Raw genomic sequence first — 24,840 nt, 5'->3', positions numbered from 1 at the left:
CGAAGGACCGTGTGGGAGAGTGGCGCACGAACCGCTGCGACGTCGCATGAGGAAGGTGAGGATGTCGGCCCGTCTCGTCCCTCCGGGTGCCCGGGAGCTGCCCGCGCTGACCGACCTGCGCCTCGAGGTGCGCGCGTTCCTCGCCGACCAGGTCGCGGCCGGCGCGTTCGTGCCGCACGTCGACACGTGGCTGACCCGCTGGGACCGCGACTTCACCCGTGAGCTCGGCCGCCGCGGCTGGCTGGGCATGGTCATCCCGACCGAGTACGGCGGCCAGGGCCGCACCTACCTCGAGCGGTTCGTCGTCACCGAGGAGCTGCTCGTCGTCGGGGCCCCGGTCGCGGCGCACTGGATCGCCGAGCGGCAGATCGGGCCGTCGCTGCTGCGCTACGGCACCGAGGAGCAGAAGCAGGCCTTCCTGCCCGGGATCAGCCGGGGCGAGGTCGTCTTCGGCATCGGCATGAGCGAGCCCGACTCCGGTTCCGACCTCGCGAGCGTCCGCACCCGCGCCGAACGCGTCGACGGCGGCTGGCGCCTGACCGGCACGAAGGTCTGGACGTCCGGCGCGCACGAGGCCGACGCGTTCTTCGCCCTGGCCCGCTCGGCGCCGCTCGACCCGGCGCACCGGCACGAGGGGCTCAGCCAGTTCATCGTCGACCTGCGTGCCCCCGGCGTCACGATCCGCCCGATCATCTCCATGGGCGGCGACCACCACTTCAACGAGGTGCACCTCGACGGCGTGCTCATCCCCGACGAGCGGGTGCTGGGCGAGGTGGGGCAGGGCTGGTCGCAGGTGAGCTCCGAGCTCGCCTACGAGCGCAGCGGGCCCGAGCGCGTCCTGTCCACCTTCCAGCTCCTCGCGGCGGCCGCGCAGGCCATGGACGACGGCCGCCTGCCCACCGACCCCGGTCTGGGACGCCACGTCGCGCGCGTCGCGGCCCTGCACCACATGTCGTTCGCCGTCTCCACCGCGCTCGAGCACCACGAGGACGCCGACACCGCGGCCGCCGTCGTCAAGGTGCTCGGCACGACGGGGGAGGGCGACATCGCCGACTACGTCGACACGCTGACGGCGTCCGGCTGGGCCCTCGACGAGGAGCTCGACACGCTGCTGCACGCGGCGATCCTGCAGCGCCCCGGCTTCACGCTGCGTGGCGGCACCAACGAGATCCTGCGCGGCGTCATCGCTCGCGGGCTGGGGATGCGCTGATGACCGACCTCCGCGACCTCGCCGAGCCGACGACGCCCGATCCGGACCTCGTGGGCGTCCTCACCGACCTCTTCGCCGACTACCGCGCCACGCGCGCCACCCCGACCGCGGTCGTCGACCTCGACCGTGACCTGTGGCAGCGCCTCGAGCAGCTCGGGATGACGCGCCTGACGGGCCGCGAGTCGTCGGGCGGCAGCGGCGGCGGATGGGTCGATGCCGCAGCGCTGCTCGGGCTCGCCGCCGCGGCGGCCGCGCCCGTGCCGCTCGCCGAGCACGACCTCCTCGGCGGCTGGCTCCTCGAGGCGGCCGGGCTTCCCAACGACGGGGGACTGCGGACCGTGTGCCGTCCCGACCCGTCCGGGGTCGCCCTCAACGTCACGTGGGCCCGCGACGCCAGCCGGATCGTGGCCCTCTGGGAGGACCGGGACCAGTGGCGCGTCGCCGACGTCCCCATCGACCGTGTCGCCATCGAGGAACGCCGCAACCTCGCCGGGGAGCCCAGTGACACGGTCGAGTTCGACCTCGACGACCTCGAGAACGGCACGGTCGTCGCCCACGAGATCGGCGAGCAGTTCCACCTGCGCGGCGCGCTGGCCCGCTCGGCGCAGGTCGTCGGGGCCATGGAGCGGGTCGTCGAGGTCGTCCTCGCCCACGTGCGCGAACGCGAGCAGTTCGGGCGCCCCATCGGCCGCTTCCAGGCCGTGCAGCACCTCGTCGCCGACATCGCCTCCGAGACGGCGCTCGCCCGAGCCGCCACCGACGCGGCCGTGGCGCGCGCGGCGGCGTCGGAGTGGCGCGACCCCGGCATGCTCTTCGCCGTCGGCGTCGCCAAGTCGTGCGTCGGGCACGCGGCGTCGGTCGTCGTCCGCGGCGCGCACCAGGCGCTCGGGGCCATCGGCACGACGCTCGAGCACGAGCTGCACACGCTGACCCGTCCGATCCTCGCGCGGCGCAGCGAGTACGGCTCGCTCCAGGACTGGGACGAGACCCTCACGGCGCTCGCCTCGTCGGCGGGTCACGACCGGCTCTGGACCCTCATCACGACCGGCCGCGCCAAACCGTCGAGCGGACAGCGTCCCCCGCACGACAACGCCTGACCGGGGCCACCGGAGCGACGACGTGGCACGAGGTGCCCACTCGACCAAGGAGATCCGCTGCATGACCGAGATCCGCTACGACGTGACCGACGGCGTCGCCCTCATCACCCTCGACGCCCCCGAGCGTCGCAACGCGCTGTCGGTCGAGATGTCGCGCGAGCTCATCGACGCCGCGCGCACCGCGGAGTCCGACGACGCGGTCGGCGCCGTCGTCGTCACGGGTGGGGCGCACTTCTGCGCCGGTGCGGTCCGCAGCGTCCTCGCCGACACCGGGCGGGACCCCGTCGAGGACGAGGCCTACCGCAACCTCGAGACGGTCTACGCCGCCTTCACGACCATCGGCTCGATCGCCGTGCCGACCGTCGCCGCCGTCCGCGGGGCCGCCGTGGGCGCCGGCCTCAACCTGGCGCTCGCCACCGACCTGCGCATCGTCTCGCGCACGGCCCGGTTGCTCCCGGGCTTCGCGCAGATCGGGATCCACCCCGGGGGTGGGCACTTCACGCTCATCAACCGGGTCGCCGGCCGCGAGGCCGCCGCCGCCCTCGGCCTCTTCGGTGACGAGGTCGACGGCGACCGCGCCGTGGCTCTGGGACTGGCCTGGGCGGCCCACGACGACGACGCCGTGCAGGACGAGGCGCTGGCGATCGCCGCCCGCGTCGCCAGGGACCCCGCCCTCGCCCGCCGGATGGTCGCGAGCTTCCGCCGCGAGACCGCCCCGGGAGGCCTCCCGTGGGACGTCTCCGTCGAGCTCGAGCGCTCGCCGCAGATGTGGTCGCTGCGCCGCAAGCACGGGGCGTGAGGCGCGCCTCACCACGAATCCGGCATTTCGGCCTCCCCGGGGTCGTGATGCGAGGATGGGGAGGTTGACCGTCCCCGACCCCTGAAGGAGCACCTGTGCTGGCGTCCTACCGACCTCTCTTCGAGGTGCCGGGGGCACGCGTCTTCATCGCCGGGGGGATGATCGCCCGCTCGGCAGGCTCGATGTTCGCCGTGTCCGTCGTCGCGATGGTCTCGGCACGCACCGGCTCCTACGCGCTCGCCGGCGCGGTAGTCGCCGTCGGCATGGTCTCGCTGGCGCTCTTCGCCCCGTTCCTCGGGAGGCTCGTCGACCGCCACGGACAGCGCCGGATCGCGATCCCGTTCTTCCTGTGGTCCGGCTTCTGGGTCGTCATGACCCTGCTCGTGTCGATGCGTGGCTGGCCGTCGTGGCTGCTCTTCATCACCTTCCCGCTGTGCGGCGCCATCCCCAACCTCGGCACGATGGCCCGCGCCCGGTGGTCGCACATCTTCGCCCACGACCCGAAGAACCTGCACGCGGCGATGTCGTTCGAGCAGGTCATGGAGGAGCTGACCTTCGTCATCGGCCCGGTCCTCGCGATCTGGCTGTCGACGACGCTCTTCCCCGAGGCCGGCTTCCTCTTCGCCGCCCTGGCCTACACCGTCGGGGTGCTCGTCTTCGTCTCGGCGCGGTCCACCGAGCCGCCCGTCGTGCCGCACCACGAGCGGCCGACGGAGCACGCCCACACGGTGCCCGGGCTCATCCCGCTCGCCTTCATCATGGTCATGACGGGAGCGATCTTCGGGGTCAACGAGGTCGTCACGCTCGCCGTCTCCAAGGACCTCGGCGCCCCGAGCGCTGCCGGCGCGATCCTCGCGTTGTATGCCGTGGGGTCGGCCATCGCAGGACTCGTCTTCGGCCACCTGTCCCACGGGCGCAGCCTCGTCAAGCTCCTCATCGCGGGCACGCTCGGCATGGCGGTGCTCGAGATCCCGGTGCTCTTCGCCGGCAACCTGTGGATCCTCGCCGGGCTCATGCTCGTGGCCGGCATGGCGACCGCGCCGACCCTCATCACGACGATGAACCTCATCGAGCGGATCGTGCCCAAGGCGCAGCTCAACGAGGGCATGACGATCGTGCTGACCGGCATCATCATCGGGGTCGCGGCCGGGTCGGCCGTCTCGGGCGTCGTCGTCGACCACGTCGGCTCGCAGCACGGCTACTGGGTGGCGATCCTCGCCGGTGGCTTCGCCTTCGTCATGGCCCTCGGCACGCGCGCCTTCCTCACCCGGCGCGAGCTGCACACCCTGCGCTGACGACCCGCGCTACTGACACCCGGCGCCGGCCCAGCACTGGCCCGGCGTGCGCGTGATCGTGCGCTCGATGGTCCTGCATCCGGTGGTGCCAGGACCCCACCGGACGCCCGACGATCGCGCACACGACGGCCGGCCACCCGGCATACGCCCCCTCGCGTGCACCGTCGGGAGGCCACGTTCGGCCCCGTCGTCCACGTCGTCCACGTCGAGAGGCCACTTCCTGCAGGTGCCGCTACGACGAAAGGCCACCTCTCGTGACGAGAAGTGGCCTTTCGACCGGAGGTCACCGCACAGGGTGGCCTCTCGACGGTGCAGCCGGGTCAGTGACCGGCGGGGATGGCGACGGCTTCCTCGTCGTCCTTGGCGGCCGCGGCGCCCGGCTTGGGGCCGAGGTCGACGTGCGGCAGGAAGAGCGTGGCGATGAAGGCGAAGACGAGCACGCCCGCGGCCACGAGGAAGACGACCGACATCGCGTCGGAGAAGCCGATGAGGAACGGCTTGGCCAGACGCGGGTCCAGCTGGTTGATGAAGGAGCTGTCGGACAGGGCCGAACCGCCCACGCCCCCACCGGCGTTGCCGGACTGCTGGGCGGCCTGGAGCTGCTGGACGAAGGCCTTGTTCGTGGCCGGGTCGCCGCCGCTCGGGTTGCGCACCGCAGCCTGGAAGGCGGGCGTCGGCGCGATGCTCGCGAAGGCGTCCGAGATCTTCGTGCCGGCCTGCGAGAAGAGGATCGACAGGAAGACGGCGGTGCCGAGCGTGCCACCGATCTGGCGGGTGAACGTCGCGGAGGAGGTGGCCACCCCCATGTCGCGGCGGTCGACGGCGTTCTGCACGGCGAGGGTCAGCGGCTGGAAGTTGAAGCCGAGGCCGATGCCGAAGAAGAACATCCCGATCATCGTCTTCCAGAGCGGGGTGTCCGCGCCGACGAAGTGGAAGCCGTAGAGCGAGAGCACGAGGATCGCGGCACCCATGATCGGGAAGTGCCGGTAGCGACCGGTGCGCGAGATGAGCTGACCCGAGATGATCGAGCCGGACATGATCCCGAGCGTCATCGGCAGCAGCTGGAGGCCGGCCTCGGTCGGCGTCGAGCCCTTGACGATCTGCAGGTAGAGCGGGATCGCGGCGAGACCGCCGAACATGCCCATGCCGATGAAGACCGAGGCGATCGACGACGAGGCGACCGTGCGGTTGGTGAAGAGACGCAGCGGGATGAGCGCCTCCTCTCCCATGGCGCGCTCGAAGAGGAAGAAGGCGACGAGGCCCGCCGCACCGATGGCGTAGCAGGTGATCGCGGTCGCGGAGCTCCAGCCCCACTCGCGGCCCTGCTCGGCGACGATGAGCAGCGGCACGAGGGCGACGGCGAGGCTGAGGGCGCCCCAGTAGTCGATGCGGTGGTCGAGGCGACGGTGCTTGAGGTGCAGGGTGCGCGTGACGACGATGAGGGCCGCGACGGCGATCGGCACGTTGACGAGGAACACCCAGCGCCAGCCGGTGACGCCGAAGATGGCGGTCTGGCCGGCGAAGAAGCCGCCGATGACCGGGCCGAGGACGCTCGAGGTGCCGAAGACGGCGAGGAAGTAGCCCTGGTACTTCGCGCGCTCACGCGGCGGCACGATGTCGCCGATGATCGCGAGGGCCAGCGAGAAGAGGCCGCCGGCGCCGATGCCCTGGACGGCACGGAAGGCCGCGAGGGACGGGATCGACCAGGCGAGCGTGCACAGCATCGAGCCGATCGTGAAGATCGAGATGGCGAAGATGAAGAGCTTCTTGCGCCCGTAGATGTCACCGAGCTTGCCGTAGAGCGGCGTCGCGATGGTGCTCGTGATGAGGTATGCCGTCGTGACCCAGGCCTGGCCGGCGAGGTCGTTGAGGTCGTCGGCGATGACACGCATCGCGCTCGCGACGATGGTCTGGTCGAGCGCGGCGAGGAACATCCCCATCATGAGCCCGACGAGGATCGTGAGGATCTCCTTGTGGGAGAGCACGGGTCGTCCGTCGACCTCGGGGACGGACACGCCCGCCGCGGTGGCCGGTGCGCCCGGGCGGGCGTCTGCCCGCGACGGTTCGGCGGTGGTGTCGGACATGTCAGTCCTCTTTCTGCTGCTGGATTCTGGAGTCGAAGGGCATGGGGGGCGTCGTTGCACCCCGGTCCCGGAGGTTGGTGTCGAGCGCGTCACCGAGCTCGCGCAGCCGCGTGACGAACTCGGTGGTGTCCGGGCCGTCCCAGTCGGTGAGGAGGCTCTGGAACCACGCGGCGCGGCTGGCCTGGATGCGGACGACGGCGTCGTGGCCGCGGTCGGTGAGGGAGACGACCCAGGCGCGTCCGTCGCTGGGGTCGGCGCTCTTCTCGAGCAGACCGCTCGTGACGAGCGAGCTGACCTGGCGGCTCACCGTCGACACGTCGTTGTGCACGGTCGTGGCGAGCTCGGAGATGCGCACGGTGCCCGCGCCCGCGACGACGAAGAGCACGGGGTATGCCGTGACGTCGATGCCGTCCTCGAGGCGAGGAGCGCTGTGCTTGGCCGCGACGAGGAGCTTCTGGACGCGCAGCATCCCGAGGAACACGGCGTTCGCCTCGTCCTCCGTCACTGCCATGGGGTGCTCCTCGATCGCGGATAGTTGCTTGCAGCACGCAAGTATCTGCCTCGATGGCCTCGGCGTCAATTCATATGTCCAGCCTTTGTACAACCATGAGACGATCTCGCCACGGGGGCGGCTCGTGTGGTTGTCTGTGGTCTCGCGCCTCGGGGGAGGTGCGAGGATGACTGATGCGTCCAGACCGTCCAGCAACGTGCGGGGCCGGGGCGCCGGGATGCAGGAGTGCAGGGAGTGCCATGACGAGCGACGTTCCGATCGACCCGACGGTCAACGACGCCTTCCGACAGATGTCCGCGCTGATCTATGCCGGTGCGGACTCGGGCTCGATCCACCAGTCCCTGGTCGACGCCGCCCTGCGGCTCGTCGAGGGCTGCGACCGTGCGTCTCTCCTTGTGCGCACCCGGGACCGCTACGTCACGGCCGCCAGCACCGACGACATCGCCCGCCGGATCGACCAGATCGAGCTCGAGGTCGGCGAGGGGCCCTGTGTCGACGCCATCATCTCCGAGGCCTACCAGCACGACGCCGACCTCACCGACGCGAAGACGCCCTGGCCGCGGTTCACCGAGCGCATCGTGGCCGAGACGCCCGTGCGCTCGGCCATCGGCTACCGGCTGCTCCTCGACGGCGACAAGGTCGGGGCCCTCAACCTCTTCTCCGACACCCCGGGCGGCCTGACGTCCAAGTCGGCCGACGTCGGCGCCGTCATCGCCTCGTTCGCCTCGGTCGCCCTCATGGCGATCCGGGCCCGTGAGGAGGCCGCGACGCTGCGCCAGGGGCTCCAGAGCAACCGCGAGATCGGCAAGGCGGTGGGCCTGCTCATGGCCGCGCACCACATCAGCGGCCAGCAGGCCTTCGAGCTGCTGCGGAGCACGTCGCAGGAGCTCAACATGAAGCTCGCCCAGGTCGCCTCGCAGGTCATCGAGGGCCAGGAGTCGCAGTACGCCCCGGGCGTCGACACGCGTCAGGACTCGGGCACCGGCGCGGGCAGCAACGCGGCGAGCTCCACCGTCTGACCCCGTTCTCGGGTTCTCGGCCTCGCGTCCGCCGCTTACGTCTGCGGCTGCTCCACCACGGCGGGCCGACGGGCCGACGGGCCGACATCCCGGGAGACGACGAGTGGCCCCGACCCGCCTTGCGGGCGTCGGGACCACTCGGATCAACGATGGTGGGTCAGGCCGAGGCCATGCCCTCCGCGGACAGCTGCCGTCGCAGCTCGTCGAGGGTGCGTCGCAGCAGGCGACTCACCTGCATCGCGCTGAGGCCCATGGACTCGGCGATCTCCGCCTGGGTCATGTCGCCGCCGAAGCGCAGCTGCACGAGCCGCTGGTCCCGAGCGGGGAGCCGCTCGAGGGCCGTGCGCACGACGATGCCCTCGTCCAGTGCCGGGTCCGAGCCCGGGTCGCCACGCGCGTCGAGCAGGTCGAGCACGGGTCGGCTGCCGTCGGCCGTCGTCGAGTCGAGCGAGGCAGGGCGGAGGTTGGTCGAGGCCACCTGCGCCTCCCGGACCGACTCGAGGGAGATGTCGAGCTCGGTGGCGAGCTCGCCGGCGTCCGGATCGTGGCCGAGCCGCTGCTCGAGCCGTGACCGGGTGTCGGTGACGAGCTGCCGGCGCTCCTGCAGCTCCCGCGGGGGCCGCACGAGCCAGCCGTGGTCACGGAAGTGACGACGCAGCTCTCCGGTGATGGTGGGTGTGGCGTAGGCGCCGAACTCGGTCGGCTTGGACAGGTCGAACCGCTTGACGGCCTTGAGCAGGGCCAGGAAGGCCACCTGCTCGAGGTCCTCGCGGTCGAGGCCCTTGCCCGAGTAGCGATGCGCAAGAGAACGGGCGAGCGGCATGTGCAGCACCGTCACGGTCTCGAGAGCGGTGGCGCGGTCGGACTCGGAGTCCGACGTGCGAAGGGTATGGATGAGCTCTCTGGTTCGCGCGTCCTTGCGCGGACCCACGGATGGGTCGGTCATTTCAACTCCGATGGATCGGATCCCCGATGCGGCGCTGGCTTGACCGACTACTCATGACGCTAGGCCGTTGGGCACATATACACAAGGTGGCGGCGCGCCCCGTCAGAGGCCGTTCGGGTGTATACGCGGGCGCGTCTCCGCCCCTGCGCAGGACTGCCGGGATTCGGGGATCCCGGCGCGCGGCCGACTCAGTTACTGACTCAGTGACTGACGACGACGAGCGCTTCGAGGAGTCGACGGGCGATGTCGTCGTCGCCGGTCACGGTGAAGTGGATCTCGTCGACCGGACGACGTCCGGCGGCCCTGCGGGTCAGGGCGTCGGTGGTGAGGTGGATCGACGTGACGTCGAGCTGCTCCTCACCGTCAGGACGGTCGTTGCCGCTGAAAAGTGCTTCCCCGTAAGGGCGCCCGTCCTCGCCGGTGACGATGCGGACGCCGCCACGGGCGACCACCGGGCCGCTGACGTCGAGGACGACGGCGTGCCCCGCACCGATGCCGGCGACCCGGGAGGCGATGCGGGGGAGCGCGTCGAGGATGTCGGCGGTGAAGACCGCGGCGCTCGCGGAGTCGAGGTTGCCGGGGCGGTCGAGGGCGGCGCGGAGGTCCTGCTCGTGCACCCAGGCGTCGACGATCCGACGGTGCAGGTGCTCGCCGAACGTCGTCTCCGGTCCGAAGAAACCACCGATGACCGTGTCGATGTCGGTGTCGGACTCGCGCAGCTCGGCCACCCGCAGCGGGTGGAACTCGGCCAGCTCGGCCACGACGTCGCGTCCGCTGAGGCCCCGGCGGGCCTCGACGTCGACCTCGACGAACCGCGCGAAGTCGCTGTGGACGTGGGGGTAGTCGGGCACCTCGACCTGCGGTCGCGGGAGACCGGCGAAGGACTTCTCCGCGCCGACGACGTGGGCGATCTGGTCCTTGACGGTCCACCCCGGGCACTCGGTCTGGAGCTCGAAGTCCTCGTCCCGGCAGGAGTACCCGAGGTCGATGATCGACTGCACGGAGTGGTCGAACGCGTCGATCAGTCCGGTGCGGTCGTCAGGGGCGGCCGGGTGCATGGGCATGTCATCAGAGTACTTACCCTTGAGGCATGCCAAGCCTCGAGCGAGACGGTCTGACGGGTGCGCGGACCGGTGCGGACCCCTCGCGCGGGTTCGGCGCCTCGGCGGTGGTGGCCGGTGTCGTCGCCGTCGGCCTCGTGTCGAGCGTGCTCGCTGCCCGCTTCAGCGGGGCGGCCGAGGCGCTCCCGGGCGGCCTCACCGACGCGGGGCCGGTCGTGCGGTGGTCGCTCCCGCTCGTCCGGGTCGTCCACGACGTCGCGGCCTCGCTGACCATCGGGTCGCTGCTGCTCGCCGCGACGATGATCCCGGGCCGGACCCGTGCCGAGAGCTCGGCCCTCGACGAGCCCCGCCGCGCTGCCGCCTACCGGGTCGCCACCGCGTCGGCCTTCGTGTGGGCGGTCGCAGGCGCCGTCGGAGTCGTGTTCACCTTCGCCGACGCGGCAGGGCTGTCGGTCGCGAACCCCGACTTCGGCAACCAGCTGATGGGCTCGGTCTGGTCGATCGAGACCCTGCGGGTGGGCCTCCTCAGCACCGTCGCGGCCTTCGTCGTCGCCTCGGTGGCCGCGGTGTCCCGCTCCCGGGCCGTGGCGGTGGCGCTCACCGCCCTGGCGACGCTCGGCCTGCTCGTCCTGGGTCTCGCCGGTCACGCCGGCGGGTCGGCCGACCACGAGACGGCCGTCAACGCCATCGCCGCGCACCTGTTGAGCGCCGCGATCTGGGTCGGGGGGCTCATCGCGCTCATCGTGCTGCGCCGTCCCCTCGGGGACGCGCTCGGCGTCGTGGCCCGGCGCTACTCGACCGTCGCGCTCTGGTGCTTCGTCACCCTCGGCGTCTCGGGCGTGATGTCGGCGACGACCCGTCTCGGCTCGTGGTCCGACCTCGGCACGCCCTACGGGGTGCTCGTCCTCGTCAAGGTCCTGGCCTTCACCGCCCTCGGCGTCGCGGGGGTCTGGCACCGACGCGTCACGCTCGACCGCATCGACGGTGTCGTCGAATCGCGGTCGACGTCCGCTCTCGCGCGGGGCGCCGAGTCCGCCCGCGGTCGGCTCTTCGTGCGCCTCGCCGTCGTCGAGACGCTCGTCATGGCGCTCGCCTTCGGGGTCGCGACCGCCCTGGCTCGCAGCGAGCCGCCGGTGCCCGAGACGGTCTCCGACCCGAGCGCTGCGCTGTCACTGACCGGCTACCCCGCGCCGTCGGCCCCGACGGCCCTGTCCTGGCTCACGGCGTGGCGGGTCGAGTGGCTCTTCCTCGCGACAGGACTGCTCGCCATCGGTCTCTACGTCGCCGGGGTCCTGCGCCTGCGGCGGCGCGGCGACTCCTGGTCGGTGCTGCGGCTGCTCAGCTGGGTCGTCGGCTGGCTGCTCTTCCTCTACGCCACCAACGGCGTGCTCGGCATCTACGGCCGGGTGGCCTTCTCCTGGCACATGACGCTGCACATGGTCGAGGCCATGGTCGTCCCGATCTTCCTCGTCCTCGGCGCGCCGGTGACGCTTGCGCTGCGGTCGGTGCGGGCCCGCACCGACGGCACGCTCGGGCCGCGCGAGATGCTGCTCGCGCTGGTCCACTCCCGCTTCCTCGCCGTCGTCGGCAACCCGATCTTCGCCGGCGCGTTCTTCTTCATGAGCCTCGTCGTCTTCTACTGGACGGGCCTGTTCCAGCTGGCCCTGCAGACGCACACCGGGCACCTGCTCATGACGGCCCACTTCGTCCTCGCCGGCTACCTCTTCGCCTGGGTGCTCGTGGGTGTCGACCCCGGCCCCAAGCGGTGGAGTCCGGCGCTCCGGCTCGTCGTGCTGTTCGCGACGATCTCCTTCCACGCGTTCTTCGGTGTCGCGATGATCAGTGGCACGACCCTGCTCGGCGGCGACTTCTTCCCGACCGTCGCCATGCCGTGGGTCACCGACCCCCTCGCCGACCAGCGCTTCGGCGGCGGGGTCGCGTGGGCGATCGGCGAGCTGCCCAGCCTCGTGCTCGCGCTCACGGTCGCCATGCAGTGGTTCCGCACCGACAGTGCGGAGTCGGTGCGCAAGGACCGCCGTGCCGACCGCGACGGTGACGCCGAGCTCACGGCATACAACGAGCAGCTCGCGGCCCTGGCGAAGCGTGAGGCCCGCCCCCGGCGGTGACCGACCCAAATACTACTCGTTGTAGTATTGGTGGCGGAGGAGGGGACATGCCCGAGCGAACGTCGAACCCCCGGTGCCCGATCCGGATCGGTGAGCCGTGCACGCTGTGCTTCCCCGGGGCGCGCGGTCCGCAGGACTGCGGCCTCGTCTACCTCGTCCAGAGCGACCCGGAGCTGCGGGAGGAGCTCGCGGCCCGGCGTCGCGAGCGTCACCGCACCCGGGTTCGCTGACCCGGGCGCGGACCCACGACCTTTCCCCTGGGGTCGCGGGTCCCGCCCGTGGTCGGCACTCGCCCGGCGAGCACCGTGCGTGTGAGAGTTGGCCCATGAAGGTTGCCCTCATCCAGCTCGCCTACGGCGACGACGAGTCGGTTCTCGACCGCACCGCGCGTGTCGCCCACCTCGTGCGCGCCCAGGCGGGCCACGACCTCGTCGTCCTCCCGGAGCTGTGGCCCGCGGGCGGCTTCGACTACACCGCGTGGGACGAGCGGGCCGAGGCCGTCGACGGACCCGTCGCGCAGGCCCTCGCCGCTGCCGCCCGGGACGCCCGCGTGACCCTCCACGGTGGGTCGATCGTCGAGCGGGCCGAGCCCGTCGAGGCCGACGGCCGGGGCCTGTGGAACACCAGCCTCGTCTTCTCGCCCGACGGCGAGCTCGTCGCGACCTACCGCAAGATCCACCGCTTCGGCTTCGGTGAGGGCGAGCCCAGCCTCATGGACGCCGGTGCGGACCTCGTCGTCCTCGACGTGCCCGTCGCGACCGGCGGCACGGTGTCGGTCGGCCTCTCCACCTGCTACGACCTGCGCTTCCCCGAGCTCTACCGCCGTCTGCTCGACCGTGGCGCCGAGGTCTTCGTCATCCCCGCAGCCTGGCCCCGCAGGCGCGTGGCCCACTGGACGCTGCTCGGCCAGGCCCGCGCCGTCGAGGACCAGTGCGTGGTGATCCAGTGCAACACGGCCGGCACGCACGCCCGCCACGAGATGGGTGGGCACTCGCAGGTCGTCGACGCCACCGGGAAGGTTCTGGCCGCCGCAGGCCTTGACGAAGAGGTGCTGAGTATCGACATCGACACCACGGTGACCCCCGAGTGGCGCCGGACCTTCCCCGTCCTGGCCGACCGGAGGCTCTCGTGAGCACCGACACCGACACTGGCACTGGCACCGACGCCGCCACGCTGCGCTCGCGGGTCAGGGTGCGTGCACCCGAGCTCGTCGGGCGGGGCTGGCTCAACACCGGCGGCCGCTCCCTCTCCCTCGCCGACCTGCGGGGGCGCGTCGTCGTGCTCGACTTCTGGACCTTCTGCTGCGTCAACTGCCTGCACGTCCTCGACGAGCTGCGACCCGTCGAGGCGCAGTTCCCCGACGCTCTGACGATCGTCGGCGTCCACTCGCCGAAGTTCGAGCACGAGGCCGACGCCGACGCCCTGGCCGCCGCCGTCGAGCGGTATGCCGTCCACCACCCCGTGCTCGACGACCCGGAGCTCGTGACGTGGAAGGCGTATGCCGCCCGCGCCTGGCCCACGCTCGTCGTGCTCGACCCGGAGGGCTATGTCGTCGCCTCGATGTCCGGAGAGGGCCACGGCCCCGGACTCGCCGCGCTCGTCACGGAGATCGTCGAGGAGCACCGGGCCAAGGGCACGCTCCAGCCGGGCGACGACCCCTACGTCCCCCCGCCGGCTCCCGACACGGCGTTGCGCTTCCCGGGCAAGGCGCTCGCGCTGCCCGACGCCTCGTTCGTCGTCAGCGACACCGCGAACCACGAGGTCGTGCACCTCGAGGAGGACCTCGTGACCGAGCGTGCGCGCTGGGGCGGGGACGGGGTGCTCAACGAGCCGCAGGGCGTCCTCCTCGCCACGCCGGACGTCGCCCGGAGGCTCGGCGTCGACCTGCTCGTCGCGGACTCGGTCAACCACCAGGTCAAGGGAATCCGCTTGTCCGACGGGTCGGTCCACGTCCTGGCCGGCACGGGCTCGCAGCTGCGCGAGCGCACCGGCGGTGGTCCCGCGCTCGAGCAGGCCCTGTCGACGCCGTGGGACCTCGCCTGGCTCGGCGACCGGCTCATCGTCGCGATGGCCGGCACCCACCAGCTCTGGGCCTGGACGCCCGGAGAGACCCTCGAGGACGGCGTCGTCGAGGTCGTCGCGGGCACCTCCAACGAGGGACTCGTCGACGGTCCGGCGCCCGAGTCGTGGTTCGCCCAGCCCTCCGGTCTCGCGACGTCGGCTGCGGGCGACCGCGTCTGGGTGGCCGACTCCGAGACGTCCGCCCTCCGGTCCGTGACGACCGACGCCGACGGTCACCTCGTCGTCGAGACCCACGTCGGGACCGGCCTGTTCGACTTCGGCCACCGCGACGGCGATGCCGGCGAGGCCCTGTTGCAGCACCCTCTCGGCGTCACCGAGCTGCCGGACGGCTCGGTCGCCGTCAGCGACACCTACAACGGGGCCGTGCGCCGCTACGACCCCGCGACGGGGCAGGTCTCGACCCTGGCCCAGGGCCTCGCCGAGCCGAGCGACGCCGTCGTCGAGCACGATGGCCGGTCGGGGGAGGTGCGCCTCGTCGTCGTCGAGTCGGCGGCCCACCGCCTGACGCGCATCGCGCTGCCCGAAGCCGCCCAGCGCGTCGACGGACCCGCCCACCGCACCCAGCGGCCGCCGACGCCCCTGCCCGCCGGGGAGGTCGCCCTCGAGGTGACCTTCGTCCCCCCGAAGGGGCAGAAGCTCGACCACCGCTGGGGCGACCCCACCCGGCTCGACGTGTCGGCGACCCCCGACGCGCTCCTCGTCTCCGGCGCCGGGCGCGCCGAGGGGCTGACCCGGACGCTCGTGCTGCGCGAGGGTATCGGCTCGGGCACGCTGCACATCTCCGTCCAGGCCGCCGCGTGCGACGGGGACCCCGAGACCGGCGAGGTGCCGGAGCATGCCGCCTGCCACCTCTTCCAGCAGGACTGGGGCATCCCGGTCACCCTCGACCCGAGCGCCGGTGCCACACTGTCTCTCGACCTCAGGGGGGTCAGGGCCGGCGACTAGCCGGACGAACCGGCACGTACCGGCACGAACCAGACGGAACGGACGAGGTGGCTCCCTTGGCACGACAGGCATCCGGTGGCGGCGGACGCTCGGTCCTCTCCGCGATCTGCGGGCTGCTGGCCATCGTCCTGCTGCCGGTCTCCCTCGTCGGCTTCTGGGCCTCGGTGCTGCTGACGCGCACGGACGTCTTCGTCCAGGAGCTCCAGCCCGTCGTCTCGAAGCCGCAGGTGCAGGAGGCCCTCGCCGACGGCATCGTCAAGGGCGTCCTGTCGGCGGTCCGGCTGCAGCCCGCCATCGAGAAGGCGCTCGAGGCACCGATCCGCGCCGAGGCGACCAAGCTCGTCGCGAGCCCGCAGGTGGCCACGGCGTGGACCTCGGCCATCCGGAGCGTCCACACGCAGTTCATCGCGGTCATGCAGGGCCGGGGCAGCACGGAGCTCGACGACCAGGGCCGTGTCGCGATGCGCGTCACGATCCCCATCCCGGCCCTGACGTCCGTGCTCCAGCAGGCCGGTGTCCCCGACGCCGGGTCGATCGCCCCGGTCGTGGCGATCCCTCTCGTCAAGGCCACGGACCTGCAGAAGGCGCAGACGGCATACCGCATCGCCGACGCGTGGGGCCCCTGGGGGCCACTCGTCGTGGCCGCGCTCGCCCTGCTGTCCATCGCGCTCGCCCGGCGCTGGCGCGCAGCGGCGACGCTCGTGGCGCTCGGCTGGATCGTGACGGCGCTCGCGCTCGCCCTCGTCCTCATGGTGTCGCGCGAGCCGCTCATGCGACGCGTGGACCCGGCGGTGGCGCGCACGATCGCCGACGCGGCCTACGGTCTCGCGGCCCGCAACCTCTACTACGAGGTCGCGATCGCCGTGGGCGTCGGGCTCCTCATGCTCGTCGTGTCGGCCGTCAGCCTCGCGTTCGGTCGGCGCCGCAGAAGCTGAGGCTGCCCAGGCGTTCCCGCGGCCAGGGCGGTGACCAGGCGGCGGTCAGGCCGCGGTCCGGCGGCGCTGTGCGCGTTCGGCGCCCCGCGGGTATGTGGTCCGCAGGTGCGCATCCAGGGCGTACCCCCAGCCAAGGAGACCTCATGGGTATCGGACTCGGGATCTTCCTGCTCGTCGTCGGAGCGATCTTCTACTTCACCAACATCGACTCCAGCGTCCTCAACATGAGCAGCAGCACGGGCAACACGATCGGCATCATCTTCATGGTGGCCGGCGCACTCGCGATCATCCTCGCGCTCGTCCTCAACGCTCAGCGCGCCCGCACCCAGCACACCGTCGTGACCGAGCGCCGTGGTGCACCCGACGTCGTCGAGCGCCGCGTCGACGGTGACGAGATCGTCGAGCGCCGCGTCGAGCGTCGCGACGAGACCCTCTAGCTGTACTGACCGGGGACGGGCCCTCGGCCCAGCACCTCGAAAGGCCACGAACCGCAGCCCGGTTCGTGGCCTTTCGGCGGTCGTGCGCACCGGCTGAGCAGCAGAACTCATCTGCGCGGACTGCCGGCCGTGCTTCGATGAGATGTGAGCAGCACGCGTCCTGAAGCGACGCCGCGCACCGCGGCGGAGGTCGCCGCAGCGACGCCGGCCGACCGGGACCGCTGGGTCGACGCCCTGCGTGTCGGCTCGCTCCTCGTCGTCGTCCTGGGCCACTGGCTCATGGTCGCCCTGACGCCTGACGGGCGGATCACCAACGCGCTCGCGGTCGTGCCCTCGCTGCAGCCGCTCACCTGGCTGCTCCAGGTCATGCCGCTCTTCTTCCTCGTCGGGGGCGTCGCGCACGCGCACACCCTCGAGTCGCTCGAGCGCCGCCGGCCGAACCCGCGGGGGAGGTATGCCGCGTTCTTCCGCGCGCGCGCCGCCCGCCTCCTGCGCCCCACCCTCGCCTTCCTCGCCGTGTGGGTGCTGCTCGGGGTCGCGGCGGACCTGTCCGGCCTGACGTCCACCCCCGGCGACACCGGACGGCTGGCCCGCGACGCGCTCGTCATGGTGCCCCAGCTGCTGTGGTTCGTCGGGATCTACCTCGGCGCCTGCGCCTTCGCACCGCTCATGCGTCGGCTGCACCGACGGTGGGGCCTCGGCGTCGTCCTCGTGCTCGTCGCGCTCGCGTGTCTCGTCGACGCGGTGCGCTTCGGCGGCGGCCCCGAGATCGTGGGCAACCTCAACTTCGCACTCGTGTGGCTGGCACTGCACCAGCTTGGATTCGCCTGGCGCGATGGACTGCTCACGACCGCCCGCGGCTGGGTCATGGCGGTCGTGGGATTCGGCGCGATGGGCCTGGCCATCACCGTCGGCCCCTACCCGACGTCGATGGTCGGGCTGCCCGGTGAGGCCGTGTCGAACATGGCGCCACCGACGGCGGCCCTGCTCTCCCAGGGCATCGGCATCTGCGGTCTCGCCGTGGTGCTGCGACCCGCCATGGCACGGGTGCTGGCCGAGCCGCGGGCGTGGCGGGCGGTCGTCGTGGCAGGCCCCTTCGCGATGACGGCCTTCCTCTGGCACCTCACCGCCCTCATGACCGTGCTGCTCGCGCTGCGCGGCTTCGGCGTCGGTCAGCCGCCCGTCGCCTCGTGGGCCTGGTGGCTGACCCGGCCGGTGCTCTTCGCGGTCCTCGCCGTCGTGACCGGCCTGCTCGTCGCGGTGTTCGTCCGGTTCGACCGCGGGCCGCGCGCCGCGACGACGACGGCGGAGGAGCCCCGCCGGTGGGTCGACCCCCTCGCGGCGGTGGCGGCCGGCGTGCTCTTCTTCGGGATCCTCGTCGTCTCGATCGTGGGGGTCGACGTGCTGGGCAACCGACCGGTCTTCTTCCTCGTCGGCGACGTGACGCCCGTCGTCGGCTTCGCCGTCCTGGCGGTGGGCCTGCTCCTGCTCCGCGCGACCAGCCCGCGCCCCACCCGAACCACCCGCCCCTGACCACCCGCCCGCGCCTCACCCGAACCACCCGCCCCTGACCCCTGCCCCGCAACACACCGAGCAGCTGCCAAACCCCGGCGGCTACAACCGGCACGGATGCCCACTGCTCGGTGTGTTGCGGTGGGGGAAAGTCGGTGGCACGGCGGCGGCGCCGGGCCCTACCGTCGAGTGATGGAGACGAGCCTCATCGACGTGCACGACGACCGCACCTGCGCTCGCGCCTACGACGTCATCATCGCCAGCAAGGGCCACGAGCGGCCGTGGAACGAGCCGCCCTCACTGGCAGAGACCCTCGTCGAGTGGCGGCACGTCGACAAGGCCGAGCCGATGGAGATGTGGGGCGTGCACGACGGCGCCGAGCTCGTCGGCGTCGCCACCCTGTGGCTGCCGATGGAGGACAACACCTCGATGGCGTGGTTCGAGGTCCAGGTCGACCCGGCCCACCGCGGCCGCGGCGCCGGCACGGCGCTCCTCGAGCAGCTGCTCGACCGGGTCCGGGAGGCCGGGCGCACCACGATGGTCGTCGACGTCACGGTCCCACCCGACTCCGACGGCCACGCCTACCGCCGGTTCGCCGAGCGCCACGGCTTCCACCTCAGCAACACCGAGATCATCCGTCACCTCGAGCTGCCCGTGGCCGACGACCTGCTCGACCGGCACGCCGAGCACGCCCGTCGGAGGCGGGAGGAGGACTACCGCCTCGAGACCCACGTCGGCGGCGTCCCCCCGCACCTGCAGGACTCGCTCTGCGCCGTCATGAACCAGCTCGCCGTCGACGCCCCCACCGGCGACATCGAGTTCGAGGAGGAGTCCCTGACGCCGGCGCGCTACGAGGACTACCTCGAGCTCTTCCGGCAGCAGGGGCGCGTGCGTCTGACGACGGTCGCGGTGCACCGTTCGACGGGCGAGGTCGTCGCCTACTCCGACCTCATGCTGCCCGAGGGTGCGCCCGGCGTCGCCTGGCAGTGGGGCACGCTCGTGCACCGCGACCACCGCGGTCGTCGTCTCGGCATGGCGGTCAAGGTCGAGAACCTGCGACGCCTGCAGGCCGACCACCCCGAGCGCCGACGGGTCGTCACGGGCAACGACGACACGAACTCGTGGATGGTCTCGATCAACGAGGACCTCGGCTTCCGCGTCGTCGAGCTCTGCCCGGCCTACCAGCGCTCGCTGGCCTGACGGCATACGCCAGCACGGTCCCGGACGACGAGGAGGCGCCCGTCCCCGCGAGGGGAGGGCGCCTCGTCGTGAGGGGTGGCTCAGAAAGCCGACTCGGGCACGTCCATGAGGTCGTTGTCGGTGGCCTCGGCGATGGCGCGCTCGGCCGCGATCTTGGGCAGGACGGTCTTGGCGTAGAACGAGGCCGCCGCGACCTTGCCGCGGTAGAAGTCGGCGTCCTTGCCGGCCGCGCCGGCGTCGAGGGCCCGCTGGGCGACCTCGGCCTGGCGCAGCAGCAGCCAGCCGACGACGAGGTCACCGGCCGACAGGAGCAGACGGGTCGTGTTCTGGCCGACCTTGTAGAGGTTGGCCGCGTCGCCGCCCGTGCGCGGGTCGCTCTTCATGAGGTCGCCGATCATGTGGCCGACGATGCCCTGGATGTCCTCGAGCGCCTTGCCGAGCAGCTCGCGCTCGGTGTCGAGCGAGCCGCCGAGGTCCTTGGCGAACTCCTGGATCTGGCCGGCGACGTGCTGCAGGGCCTGGCCCTTGTCGCGGACGATCTTGCGGAAGAAGAAGTCGAGGCCCTGGATGGCGGTGGTGCCCTCGTAGAGCGTGTCGATCTTGGCGTCGCGGACGTACTGCTCGATCGGGTAGTCCTGCAGGAAGCCCGAACCGCCGAAGGTCTGGAGCGACTCCGTGCCGAGCAGCACCCAGGCGCGTTCCGAGCCGAGGCCCTTGACGAGGGGGAGCATGAGGTCGCTGACCTTGTTGGCCAGGGCCGCGTCGGAGCCCTTCTCGAGCGGCGCCGCCGGGTTGCCGGCCTGCGCCTGGTTGACGACGTCCTGCTGGCTCGCGGTGTAGAGCACGAGCGCGCGCAGGCCCTCGGCGTAGGCCTTCTGGAGCATGAGCGAGCGGCGCACGTCGGGGTGGTGGGTGATGGTGACGCGCGGCGCCGCCTTGTCGGTCATCTGCGTCAGGTCGGCGCCCTGGACGCGCTCCTTGGCGTACTCGAGCGCGTTGAGGTAGCCGGTGGACAGCGTGGCAATGGCCTTGGTGCCGACGAACATCCGCGCGTTCTCGATGACCTTGAACATCTGCGCGATGCCGTCGTGGACGTCGCCGAGGAGAGTGCCGACGGCGGGCTCGTGCTCGCCGAAGGTGACCTCGCACGTCGTGGAGACCTTGAGGCCCATCTTGTGCTCGACGTTGGTGACGTGGGCGCCGTTGCGCTCGCCCAGCTCGCCGGTCTCGAGGTCGACGTGGAACTTCGGGACGATGAAGAGGCTGAGGCCCTTGGTGCCGGGGCCGGCGCCCTCGGGGCGGGCGAGGACGAAGTGGACGACGTTGTCGACCATGTCGGACTCGGCGGAGGTGATGAAGCGCTTGACGCCGGTGATGTGCCACGTGCCGTCGGGCTGCTGGACGGCCTTGGTGCGGCCCGCGCCGACGTCGGAGCCGGCGTCGGGCTCGGTCAGCACCATCGTCGTGTGCCACGCCCGGTCGACGATGTGCTTGGCCAGCTTCTTCTGGTCGTCGTTGCCGAGGTGCCAGAGCAGGTTGGCGAAGGAGTAGCTGGCGGTGAACATGTGCACGGCCGGGTTGGCGCCGCAGACCATCTCGGCGACGGACCAGCGCAGCGACGCCGGGACGACCATCCCGCCCAGCTCGGCCGGGACGTCGAGGTTGCCCCAGTCGCCGTCGACGTAGGCCTTGAACGAGCGCTTGAACGAGTCGGGCATCGTCACGGTCTGGGTCGCCGGGTCGTAGACGGGCGGGGTGCGGTCGCTGTCGAGCAGGCTGTCGGCCAGCTCGTTCTCGGCGAGGCGCGAGACCTCGCGGAGGATGTCCTTGGCCGCGTCGACGTCGACGTCGGCGTAGATGCCCTGCCCGAGGACGTCCTGGCGGCCGAGCACCTCGAAGAGGTTGAACTCGAGGTCACGCACATTGCTCTTGTAGTGGCCCATCCGGGACCCTCCGCGTTCTGTCGCTCGTCGTGCGTCCGCGTCGTCGTCGGCGGGCGCGCCAAGTTACTGGCCGGTCACTTCCATGATGCTACCGACGGGTAACGATGGCAAGAGGGGGAGGTCACAGTTGCGGCACGGCAGGACGGGGTGGCCGTATGCCGGGTGGCGCGGACCGCGCCGACGTGCCGTTCCCGGCCACCCGGCATACGACCGCACGCGTGCGTGGGAACAGCGGAAGGGCCCGGTCACGATGACCGGGCCCTTCCGACTACTGGAGCAGGCGGCACGAATTGCACGTACGTCGTCCTTCTGGAAGAAGGCTGTTCTGCTACTGAACTACGCCTGCGAGGCGACGCCAACCGTAGCAACACCGGGGCGCCGGAGTCCAAACGGACGCGCCGACCGGACCTCAGGGCAGCGGCGCGCGCAGGTCCCAGCCCTCGAGGATCGCCTGGACCGCGCGGCCCTCGCTCTCGTTGACGACGACCGGCGCGGCGAGGTTGACCGAGGTGCCGCTCTCACCGGGGGTGGCGACGACGAGCAGACGCGGCGAGTCACCCGGACCGAGGCCGACCTCGGCGCTCGCGCGCTCCACCTCGGGGGCGTACTCCGGCGCGTAGACCGCCGCCTCGAGGACGAAGAGGCGCACGTCGGGTGCGTCGGACGGGCGCAGGCTGAAGACGCCGTCGGCGCCGTCGACCGCGTCGAGCTCGTAGACCGTGTGCGGGTCGAGACCGGGCATCGGCTGCTCGAAGACGAGGGTGCTCATCGCAGGAACTCCGTGAGGCTGGGCTGGATGACCTTCGCCGTGACGGCGAGGGCCGCTTGGTAGGCGGTCTGCTGCAGCTGCAGGTCGAGCACGGCCTGACCGAGGTCGACGTCCTCGATGGCGCTGCGCCGCGCCGTCAGGGACGTCGTGGTCGTCGTGGCGGACTGGCCGGCGCGGGTGAGCTCGGCGAGCCGCGACCCGACGTCGGAGCGGGTCGCGACGACGCCGGACATCGCGCTGTCGAGGGCGGCGAGGCGGGCGGTTGGGTCGGTGCCGGCGCGCAGGTCGGCGGCGATGCCGTCGAGGAGGGCGAACACCGAGGTCGACCCGTTGCCGAAGGCCGCAGTGCCGTCGACGTCGACCCGCACCGTCTGGTCCGGAGCGACCCGACGGTCGACCGCGCCGGCGGCGCCGTTGAAGGTCGGCGGCGTGCCGTCGGTGAAGGCCGCCTCGGCGTCGGACGTGCCGGCGAAGACGTTGCGTCCGAGCAGGCGTGTGTTGGCCGTGGCGAGGAGGTCCTTGCGCAGGCCGTCGACGACGGAAGCGAGCCCGTCGCGGGCCGACTGGTTGAGGGAGCCGTTGCCGCCCTGCACCACGGCGTCACGCACCTGGCGCAGCAGGCCGGTGGCCCCGTCGAGCGCCGAGTCGAGGGTGCTGAGCCACGTGGTCCCGTCCGCGATGTTGCGCTGGTACTGGCCCTGCGCCGCGAGGTCGGCCCGCACGCGGAGGGCCTCGCCCGTGCCGACGGGGTCGTCGGAGGGGCGGGCGATGCGGGTTCCCGAGGTCGCGGTCTCCTGGGCGGAGGCCAGGCGTGACTGCCGCCCCGCGAGCGCGCGCTGCGCCGCGAGGGACATCGTCTGGTCGGTCACACGGAGCATGGGTCAGCGTCCTACCATTCCGGTCCGGTTGATGAGCGTGTCGAGGGCTTCGTCGACGGCGGTGAGCACCCGGGCCGCGGCCTGGTAGGCGTGCTGGGCCGCCACGAGGTTGACGCTCTCCTCGTCGAGGCTGACCGACGCGCCGGAGAGCTGGGCCTGCCGCGCGCCGGCCGCGGCGGCGTCGGCGATCCCGGACTGCTGGGTCACGGCGCGCGCCGCGCTGCCGGTCGAGGTCACGAAGCCGGCCCAGCGGGCGTCCGCCGACCCCGGGCCCGTGGCGAGGCGGGCGATGGCGTCGGCGGTGGACCCGTCGAGGGCGCCCGCGCCGACCGCTCCTGTGGCGATGCCGGCGGCGCCGGTGGGCACGACGGACAGGCCGCGTGCGGCGGGCTGCGACGGGTCGAGGCGGAAGAAGTCGAGGCCCGTGGCCCCCGAGGTCGTGCTGCCCGCCCGGTGCACGGCGTTCACCGTGGCGGCGAGGGTCTGGGCCACGGCGTCGTAGGAGGCGGCGGCCTCGGCGATCGCGCCGCCGGCGCCGCCGGCGGCGGGGGCGAGGACCGACAGGGCTCCGGCGACGGAGCCGCCCTCGAGTCCGACCTCGTGGCCGGGCTGGTCGGCCCACTCGAGGCGGACCGGTGACGCTGCGGCCCCGGCCATCGTCGCGGCGCCGGTCAGGGTGACCTGCCTGGCGGTTTCGCCGCGCACGAGGGCGTTGCCGCCGAGGTAGACGGTCACGGTCCCGTCCGCCTCGTCGCGGACCGTGGCACCGGAGGCGGCCGAGATGGACTGCGTGAGCCGGGCTCGGGTGTCGATGAGCTCGTTGGCCGAGGAGCCCCGGGCGAGCGCGCCGCGGATCTGGGTGTTGAGGGCGGCCACCTGGGCGGCGGTGTCGTTGAGGGAGGCGACCATGCCGCGGGCGTCGGCGGCGGTGTCGTCCCACTGCGTCTCGAGCGCCGCCCGACCGCTCGACAAGGTCGACACCACGGTCCCGGCTGCGCTCAGCAGCGCGCCGGCCGCGCCCGTGTCGCCGGGCCGGTTGGCCACGTCGTGCCACGCCGACCAGAACGCCTGCAGGCGCGCCGACAGCCCGTCGCTCCCGGGCTCGCGGAGGGTGGCCTCGATGCCGTCGTAGGCCGCCGCGCGCTTCGCGTTGTAGCCCGCGGAGGACGCCGTGCCACGGACCGTCGCGTCGAGGAGGGCGTCACCGAGCCGGGCGATGCGGTCGACCGAGACCCCCTGCCCGACCTGCGGGCCGGTGACGCCGAGACCCATGGGAGCCGGCGCGCCGACCGACGACTGCTCGATGCGCTGCCGGGTGTAGCCGTCGGTCCCGGCGTTGGCGACGTTGTGGCCGGCGAGGTCCATCGCCTGCTGGGCGGCGGAGAGGCCGCGCCACGCGGTGCCGAGGGCGCCGAAGGTGCTCATCGTGACCCTTCCGGTCAGGGGTGGGGGAGGAGGTGGTGACTCAGACGCTGCGGTCGAAGAGGTGGGCGTCGCCCGAGGCGGCCGGCCGGCCGTGCGCGTCGTACGTCGCCGCAGGCGGCTCGGTGCTGGCCAGCGTCTCCTGGGTCGAGCGCGCCGCGGCCCGGAGGAACTGGGAGTTCGCGTCGCGCAGGGCGCGGATGGTGGCCGTCTGGTCGGTCATCGCCGCCAGGTGCGCCGTGAGGATCTCGGCCCAGGCCGCATCGGTGGCCCCGTCGGCGAGGTCGCGCAGGCTCGCGTCGTCCGGCAGGCCCCACTCGTGGGCCACCGTGGCGGCGGCCGCCGCCCGCTCGAGGCCCGCCGCCCGCAGCCGCTCCAGCACCTGCTCGACCTCACGCGTGGCGTGGGAGAGCCAGCGGGTGCGGCCCGCGGTGAGGACGAGCTGCTCCTCCTCGAGCTTGAAGGTCAGCAGGTCGAGCAGCTCGCGCTCGTACCAGAGCCGGGCCGACAGGTCCTGGACCGTCGTGGTGGGCCCGCCCCCGCCGGCCCATCGGTCACCGCCATCCACC

Annotated in this window: 22 protein-coding genes and 1 tRNA gene; 13 read left to right on the top strand and 10 right to left on the bottom strand. The window is 72.2% G+C overall.

Annotation, left to right across the window (positions count from 1 at the left end; translation table 11 throughout):
- The first annotated feature begins 61 nt into the window (after positions 1–61).
- The 4 genes from TAE01_RS00875 to TAE01_RS00860 all read left to right on the top strand — a co-directional run bounded on the left by TAE01_RS00875 (position 62) and on the right by TAE01_RS00860 (position 4,401).
- Positions 62–1,210 (top strand): acyl-CoA dehydrogenase family protein, encoded by a 1,149-nt coding sequence (locus TAE01_RS00875; protein ID WP_147062444.1) that lies wholly within the window; start codon positions 62–64, stop codon positions 1,208–1,210.
- The gene (locus TAE01_RS00870; RefSeq protein ID WP_147062441.1) at positions 1,210–2,307 is read left to right on the top strand and encodes an acyl-CoA dehydrogenase family protein; all 1,098 of its coding nucleotides are present in this window, start codon (positions 1,210–1,212) and stop codon (positions 2,305–2,307) included. The genes TAE01_RS00875 and TAE01_RS00870 overlap by 1 nt, the downstream gene beginning before the upstream one ends.
- Before the next feature lie 61 nt (positions 2,308–2,368).
- Positions 2,369–3,106, top strand: a complete 738-nt coding sequence (locus TAE01_RS00865) for an enoyl-CoA hydratase-related protein (RefSeq protein WP_147062439.1) — start codon at positions 2,369–2,371, stop codon at positions 3,104–3,106.
- Positions 3,107–3,201: 95 nt separating this feature from the next.
- Positions 3,202–4,401: an MFS transporter gene (locus tag TAE01_RS00860; protein ID WP_147062437.1), complete on the top strand. Its 1,200-nt coding sequence runs from the start codon at positions 3,202–3,204 to the stop codon at positions 4,399–4,401.
- A 320-nt stretch (positions 4,402–4,721) separates the two neighbouring features.
- On the opposite strand, the gene TAE01_RS00855 is transcribed toward TAE01_RS00860, so the two are convergent.
- Both TAE01_RS00855 and TAE01_RS00850 read right to left on the bottom strand, forming a co-directional pair.
- Positions 4,722–6,485 (bottom strand): MDR family MFS transporter, encoded by a 1,764-nt coding sequence (locus tag TAE01_RS00855; RefSeq protein WP_147062435.1) that lies wholly within the window; start codon positions 6,483–6,485, stop codon positions 4,722–4,724.
- Between the two features lies 1 nt (position 6,486).
- Positions 6,487–6,996, bottom strand: coding sequence for a MarR family winged helix-turn-helix transcriptional regulator (locus tag TAE01_RS00850; protein WP_147062433.1), 510 nt, complete (start codon positions 6,994–6,996; stop codon positions 6,487–6,489).
- Positions 6,997–7,235: 239 nt separating this feature from the next.
- Between TAE01_RS00850 and TAE01_RS00845 the strand changes: the two genes are divergently transcribed.
- Positions 7,236–8,015 carry a GAF and ANTAR domain-containing protein gene (locus TAE01_RS00845; RefSeq protein ID WP_246111057.1) on the top strand — a complete coding sequence of 260 codons (780 nt, stop codon included), beginning with the start codon at positions 7,236–7,238 and terminating at the stop codon, positions 8,013–8,015.
- A gap of 157 nt (positions 8,016–8,172) precedes the next feature.
- Here TAE01_RS00845 and TAE01_RS00840 read toward each other — a convergent pair whose 3' ends face one another.
- Both TAE01_RS00840 and TAE01_RS00835 read right to left on the bottom strand, forming a co-directional pair.
- Positions 8,173–8,961 (bottom strand): sigma-70 family RNA polymerase sigma factor, encoded by a 789-nt coding sequence (locus tag TAE01_RS00840; protein WP_186814986.1) that lies wholly within the window; start codon positions 8,959–8,961, stop codon positions 8,173–8,175.
- Between the two features lie 200 nt (positions 8,962–9,161).
- Entirely contained in the window at positions 9,162–10,025 is an 864-nt protein-coding gene (locus TAE01_RS00835; RefSeq protein ID WP_246111056.1) for a maleylpyruvate isomerase family mycothiol-dependent enzyme, read from the bottom strand.
- A 26-nt stretch (positions 10,026–10,051) separates the two neighbouring features.
- Between TAE01_RS00835 and TAE01_RS00830 the strand changes: the two genes are divergently transcribed.
- The 8 genes from TAE01_RS00830 (at position 10,052) to TAE01_RS00795 (ending at position 19,259) form a co-directional block, all read left to right on the top strand.
- Positions 10,052–12,148: a bifunctional copper resistance protein CopD/cytochrome c oxidase assembly protein gene (locus TAE01_RS00830; RefSeq protein WP_147062431.1), complete on the top strand. Its 2,097-nt coding sequence runs from the start codon at positions 10,052–10,054 to the stop codon at positions 12,146–12,148.
- A gap of 47 nt (positions 12,149–12,195) precedes the next feature.
- Complete coding sequence (locus tag TAE01_RS00825) at positions 12,196–12,378, top strand: DUF6767 domain-containing protein (protein ID WP_147062429.1); 183 nt, start codon at positions 12,196–12,198, stop codon at positions 12,376–12,378.
- A gap of 95 nt (positions 12,379–12,473) precedes the next feature.
- On the top strand, positions 12,474–13,280 hold the full coding sequence (locus TAE01_RS00820) for a carbon-nitrogen family hydrolase (RefSeq protein ID WP_147062427.1): 807 nt from the start codon (positions 12,474–12,476) through the stop codon (positions 13,278–13,280).
- Positions 13,277–15,175: an NHL domain-containing thioredoxin family protein gene (locus TAE01_RS00815; protein ID WP_147062425.1), complete on the top strand. Its 1,899-nt coding sequence runs from the start codon at positions 13,277–13,279 to the stop codon at positions 15,173–15,175. Before TAE01_RS00820 ends, TAE01_RS00815 begins: the two co-directional genes overlap by 4 nt.
- 56 nt (positions 15,176–15,231) lie before the next feature.
- Positions 15,232–16,110 (top strand): hypothetical protein, encoded by an 879-nt coding sequence (locus tag TAE01_RS00810; protein WP_147062423.1) that lies wholly within the window; start codon positions 15,232–15,234, stop codon positions 16,108–16,110.
- A 143-nt stretch (positions 16,111–16,253) separates the two neighbouring features.
- On the top strand, positions 16,254–16,547 hold the full coding sequence (locus TAE01_RS00805; RefSeq protein WP_147062421.1) for a DUF6458 family protein: 294 nt from the start codon (positions 16,254–16,256) through the stop codon (positions 16,545–16,547).
- A 144-nt stretch (positions 16,548–16,691) separates the two neighbouring features.
- Positions 16,692–18,080 (top strand): acyltransferase family protein, encoded by a 1,389-nt coding sequence (locus TAE01_RS00800; protein WP_147062420.1) that lies wholly within the window; start codon positions 16,692–16,694, stop codon positions 18,078–18,080.
- A 171-nt stretch (positions 18,081–18,251) separates the two neighbouring features.
- Positions 18,252–19,259 carry a GNAT family N-acetyltransferase gene (locus TAE01_RS00795; RefSeq protein WP_147062418.1) on the top strand — a complete coding sequence of 336 codons (1,008 nt, stop codon included), beginning with the start codon at positions 18,252–18,254 and terminating at the stop codon, positions 19,257–19,259.
- A gap of 80 nt (positions 19,260–19,339) precedes the next feature.
- On the opposite strand, the gene TAE01_RS00790 is transcribed toward TAE01_RS00795, so the two are convergent.
- The 6 genes from TAE01_RS00790 to TAE01_RS00770 form a co-directional block, all read right to left on the bottom strand.
- Positions 19,340–21,202: an acyl-CoA dehydrogenase gene (locus TAE01_RS00790; RefSeq protein WP_147062416.1), complete on the bottom strand. Its 1,863-nt coding sequence runs from the start codon at positions 21,200–21,202 to the stop codon at positions 19,340–19,342.
- Between the two features lie 272 nt (positions 21,203–21,474).
- Positions 21,475–21,548, bottom strand: a tRNA-Gly gene (locus TAE01_RS20420).
- Between the two features lie 63 nt (positions 21,549–21,611).
- On the bottom strand, positions 21,612–21,971 hold the full coding sequence (locus tag TAE01_RS00785) for a flagellar assembly protein FliW (RefSeq protein WP_147062414.1): 360 nt from the start codon (positions 21,969–21,971) through the stop codon (positions 21,612–21,614).
- On the bottom strand, positions 21,968–22,849 hold the full coding sequence (gene flgL / locus TAE01_RS00780) for a flagellar hook-associated protein FlgL (protein WP_147062412.1): 882 nt from the start codon (positions 22,847–22,849) through the stop codon (positions 21,968–21,970). Before flgL ends, TAE01_RS00785 begins: the two co-directional genes overlap by 4 nt.
- Positions 22,850–22,852: 3 nt before the next feature.
- Positions 22,853–24,274 (bottom strand): flagellar hook-associated protein FlgK, encoded by a 1,422-nt coding sequence (gene flgK, locus TAE01_RS00775; RefSeq protein ID WP_147062410.1) that lies wholly within the window; start codon positions 24,272–24,274, stop codon positions 22,853–22,855.
- A 40-nt stretch (positions 24,275–24,314) separates the two neighbouring features.
- Positions 24,315–24,839 (bottom strand): flagellar protein FlgN, encoded by a 525-nt coding sequence (locus TAE01_RS00770; protein ID WP_246111055.1) that lies wholly within the window; start codon positions 24,837–24,839, stop codon positions 24,315–24,317.
- Position 24,840: the final 1 nt, after the last annotated feature.

Source organism: Terrabacter aerolatus, assembly GCF_007991735.1.
GTDB classification, from domain to species: Bacteria; Actinomycetota; Actinomycetes; order Actinomycetales; family Dermatophilaceae; genus Terrabacter; species Terrabacter aerolatus.
The sequence above is the reverse complement of the archived record's forward strand: the minus strand, read 5'-3'. Positions and strand labels throughout refer to the sequence as shown.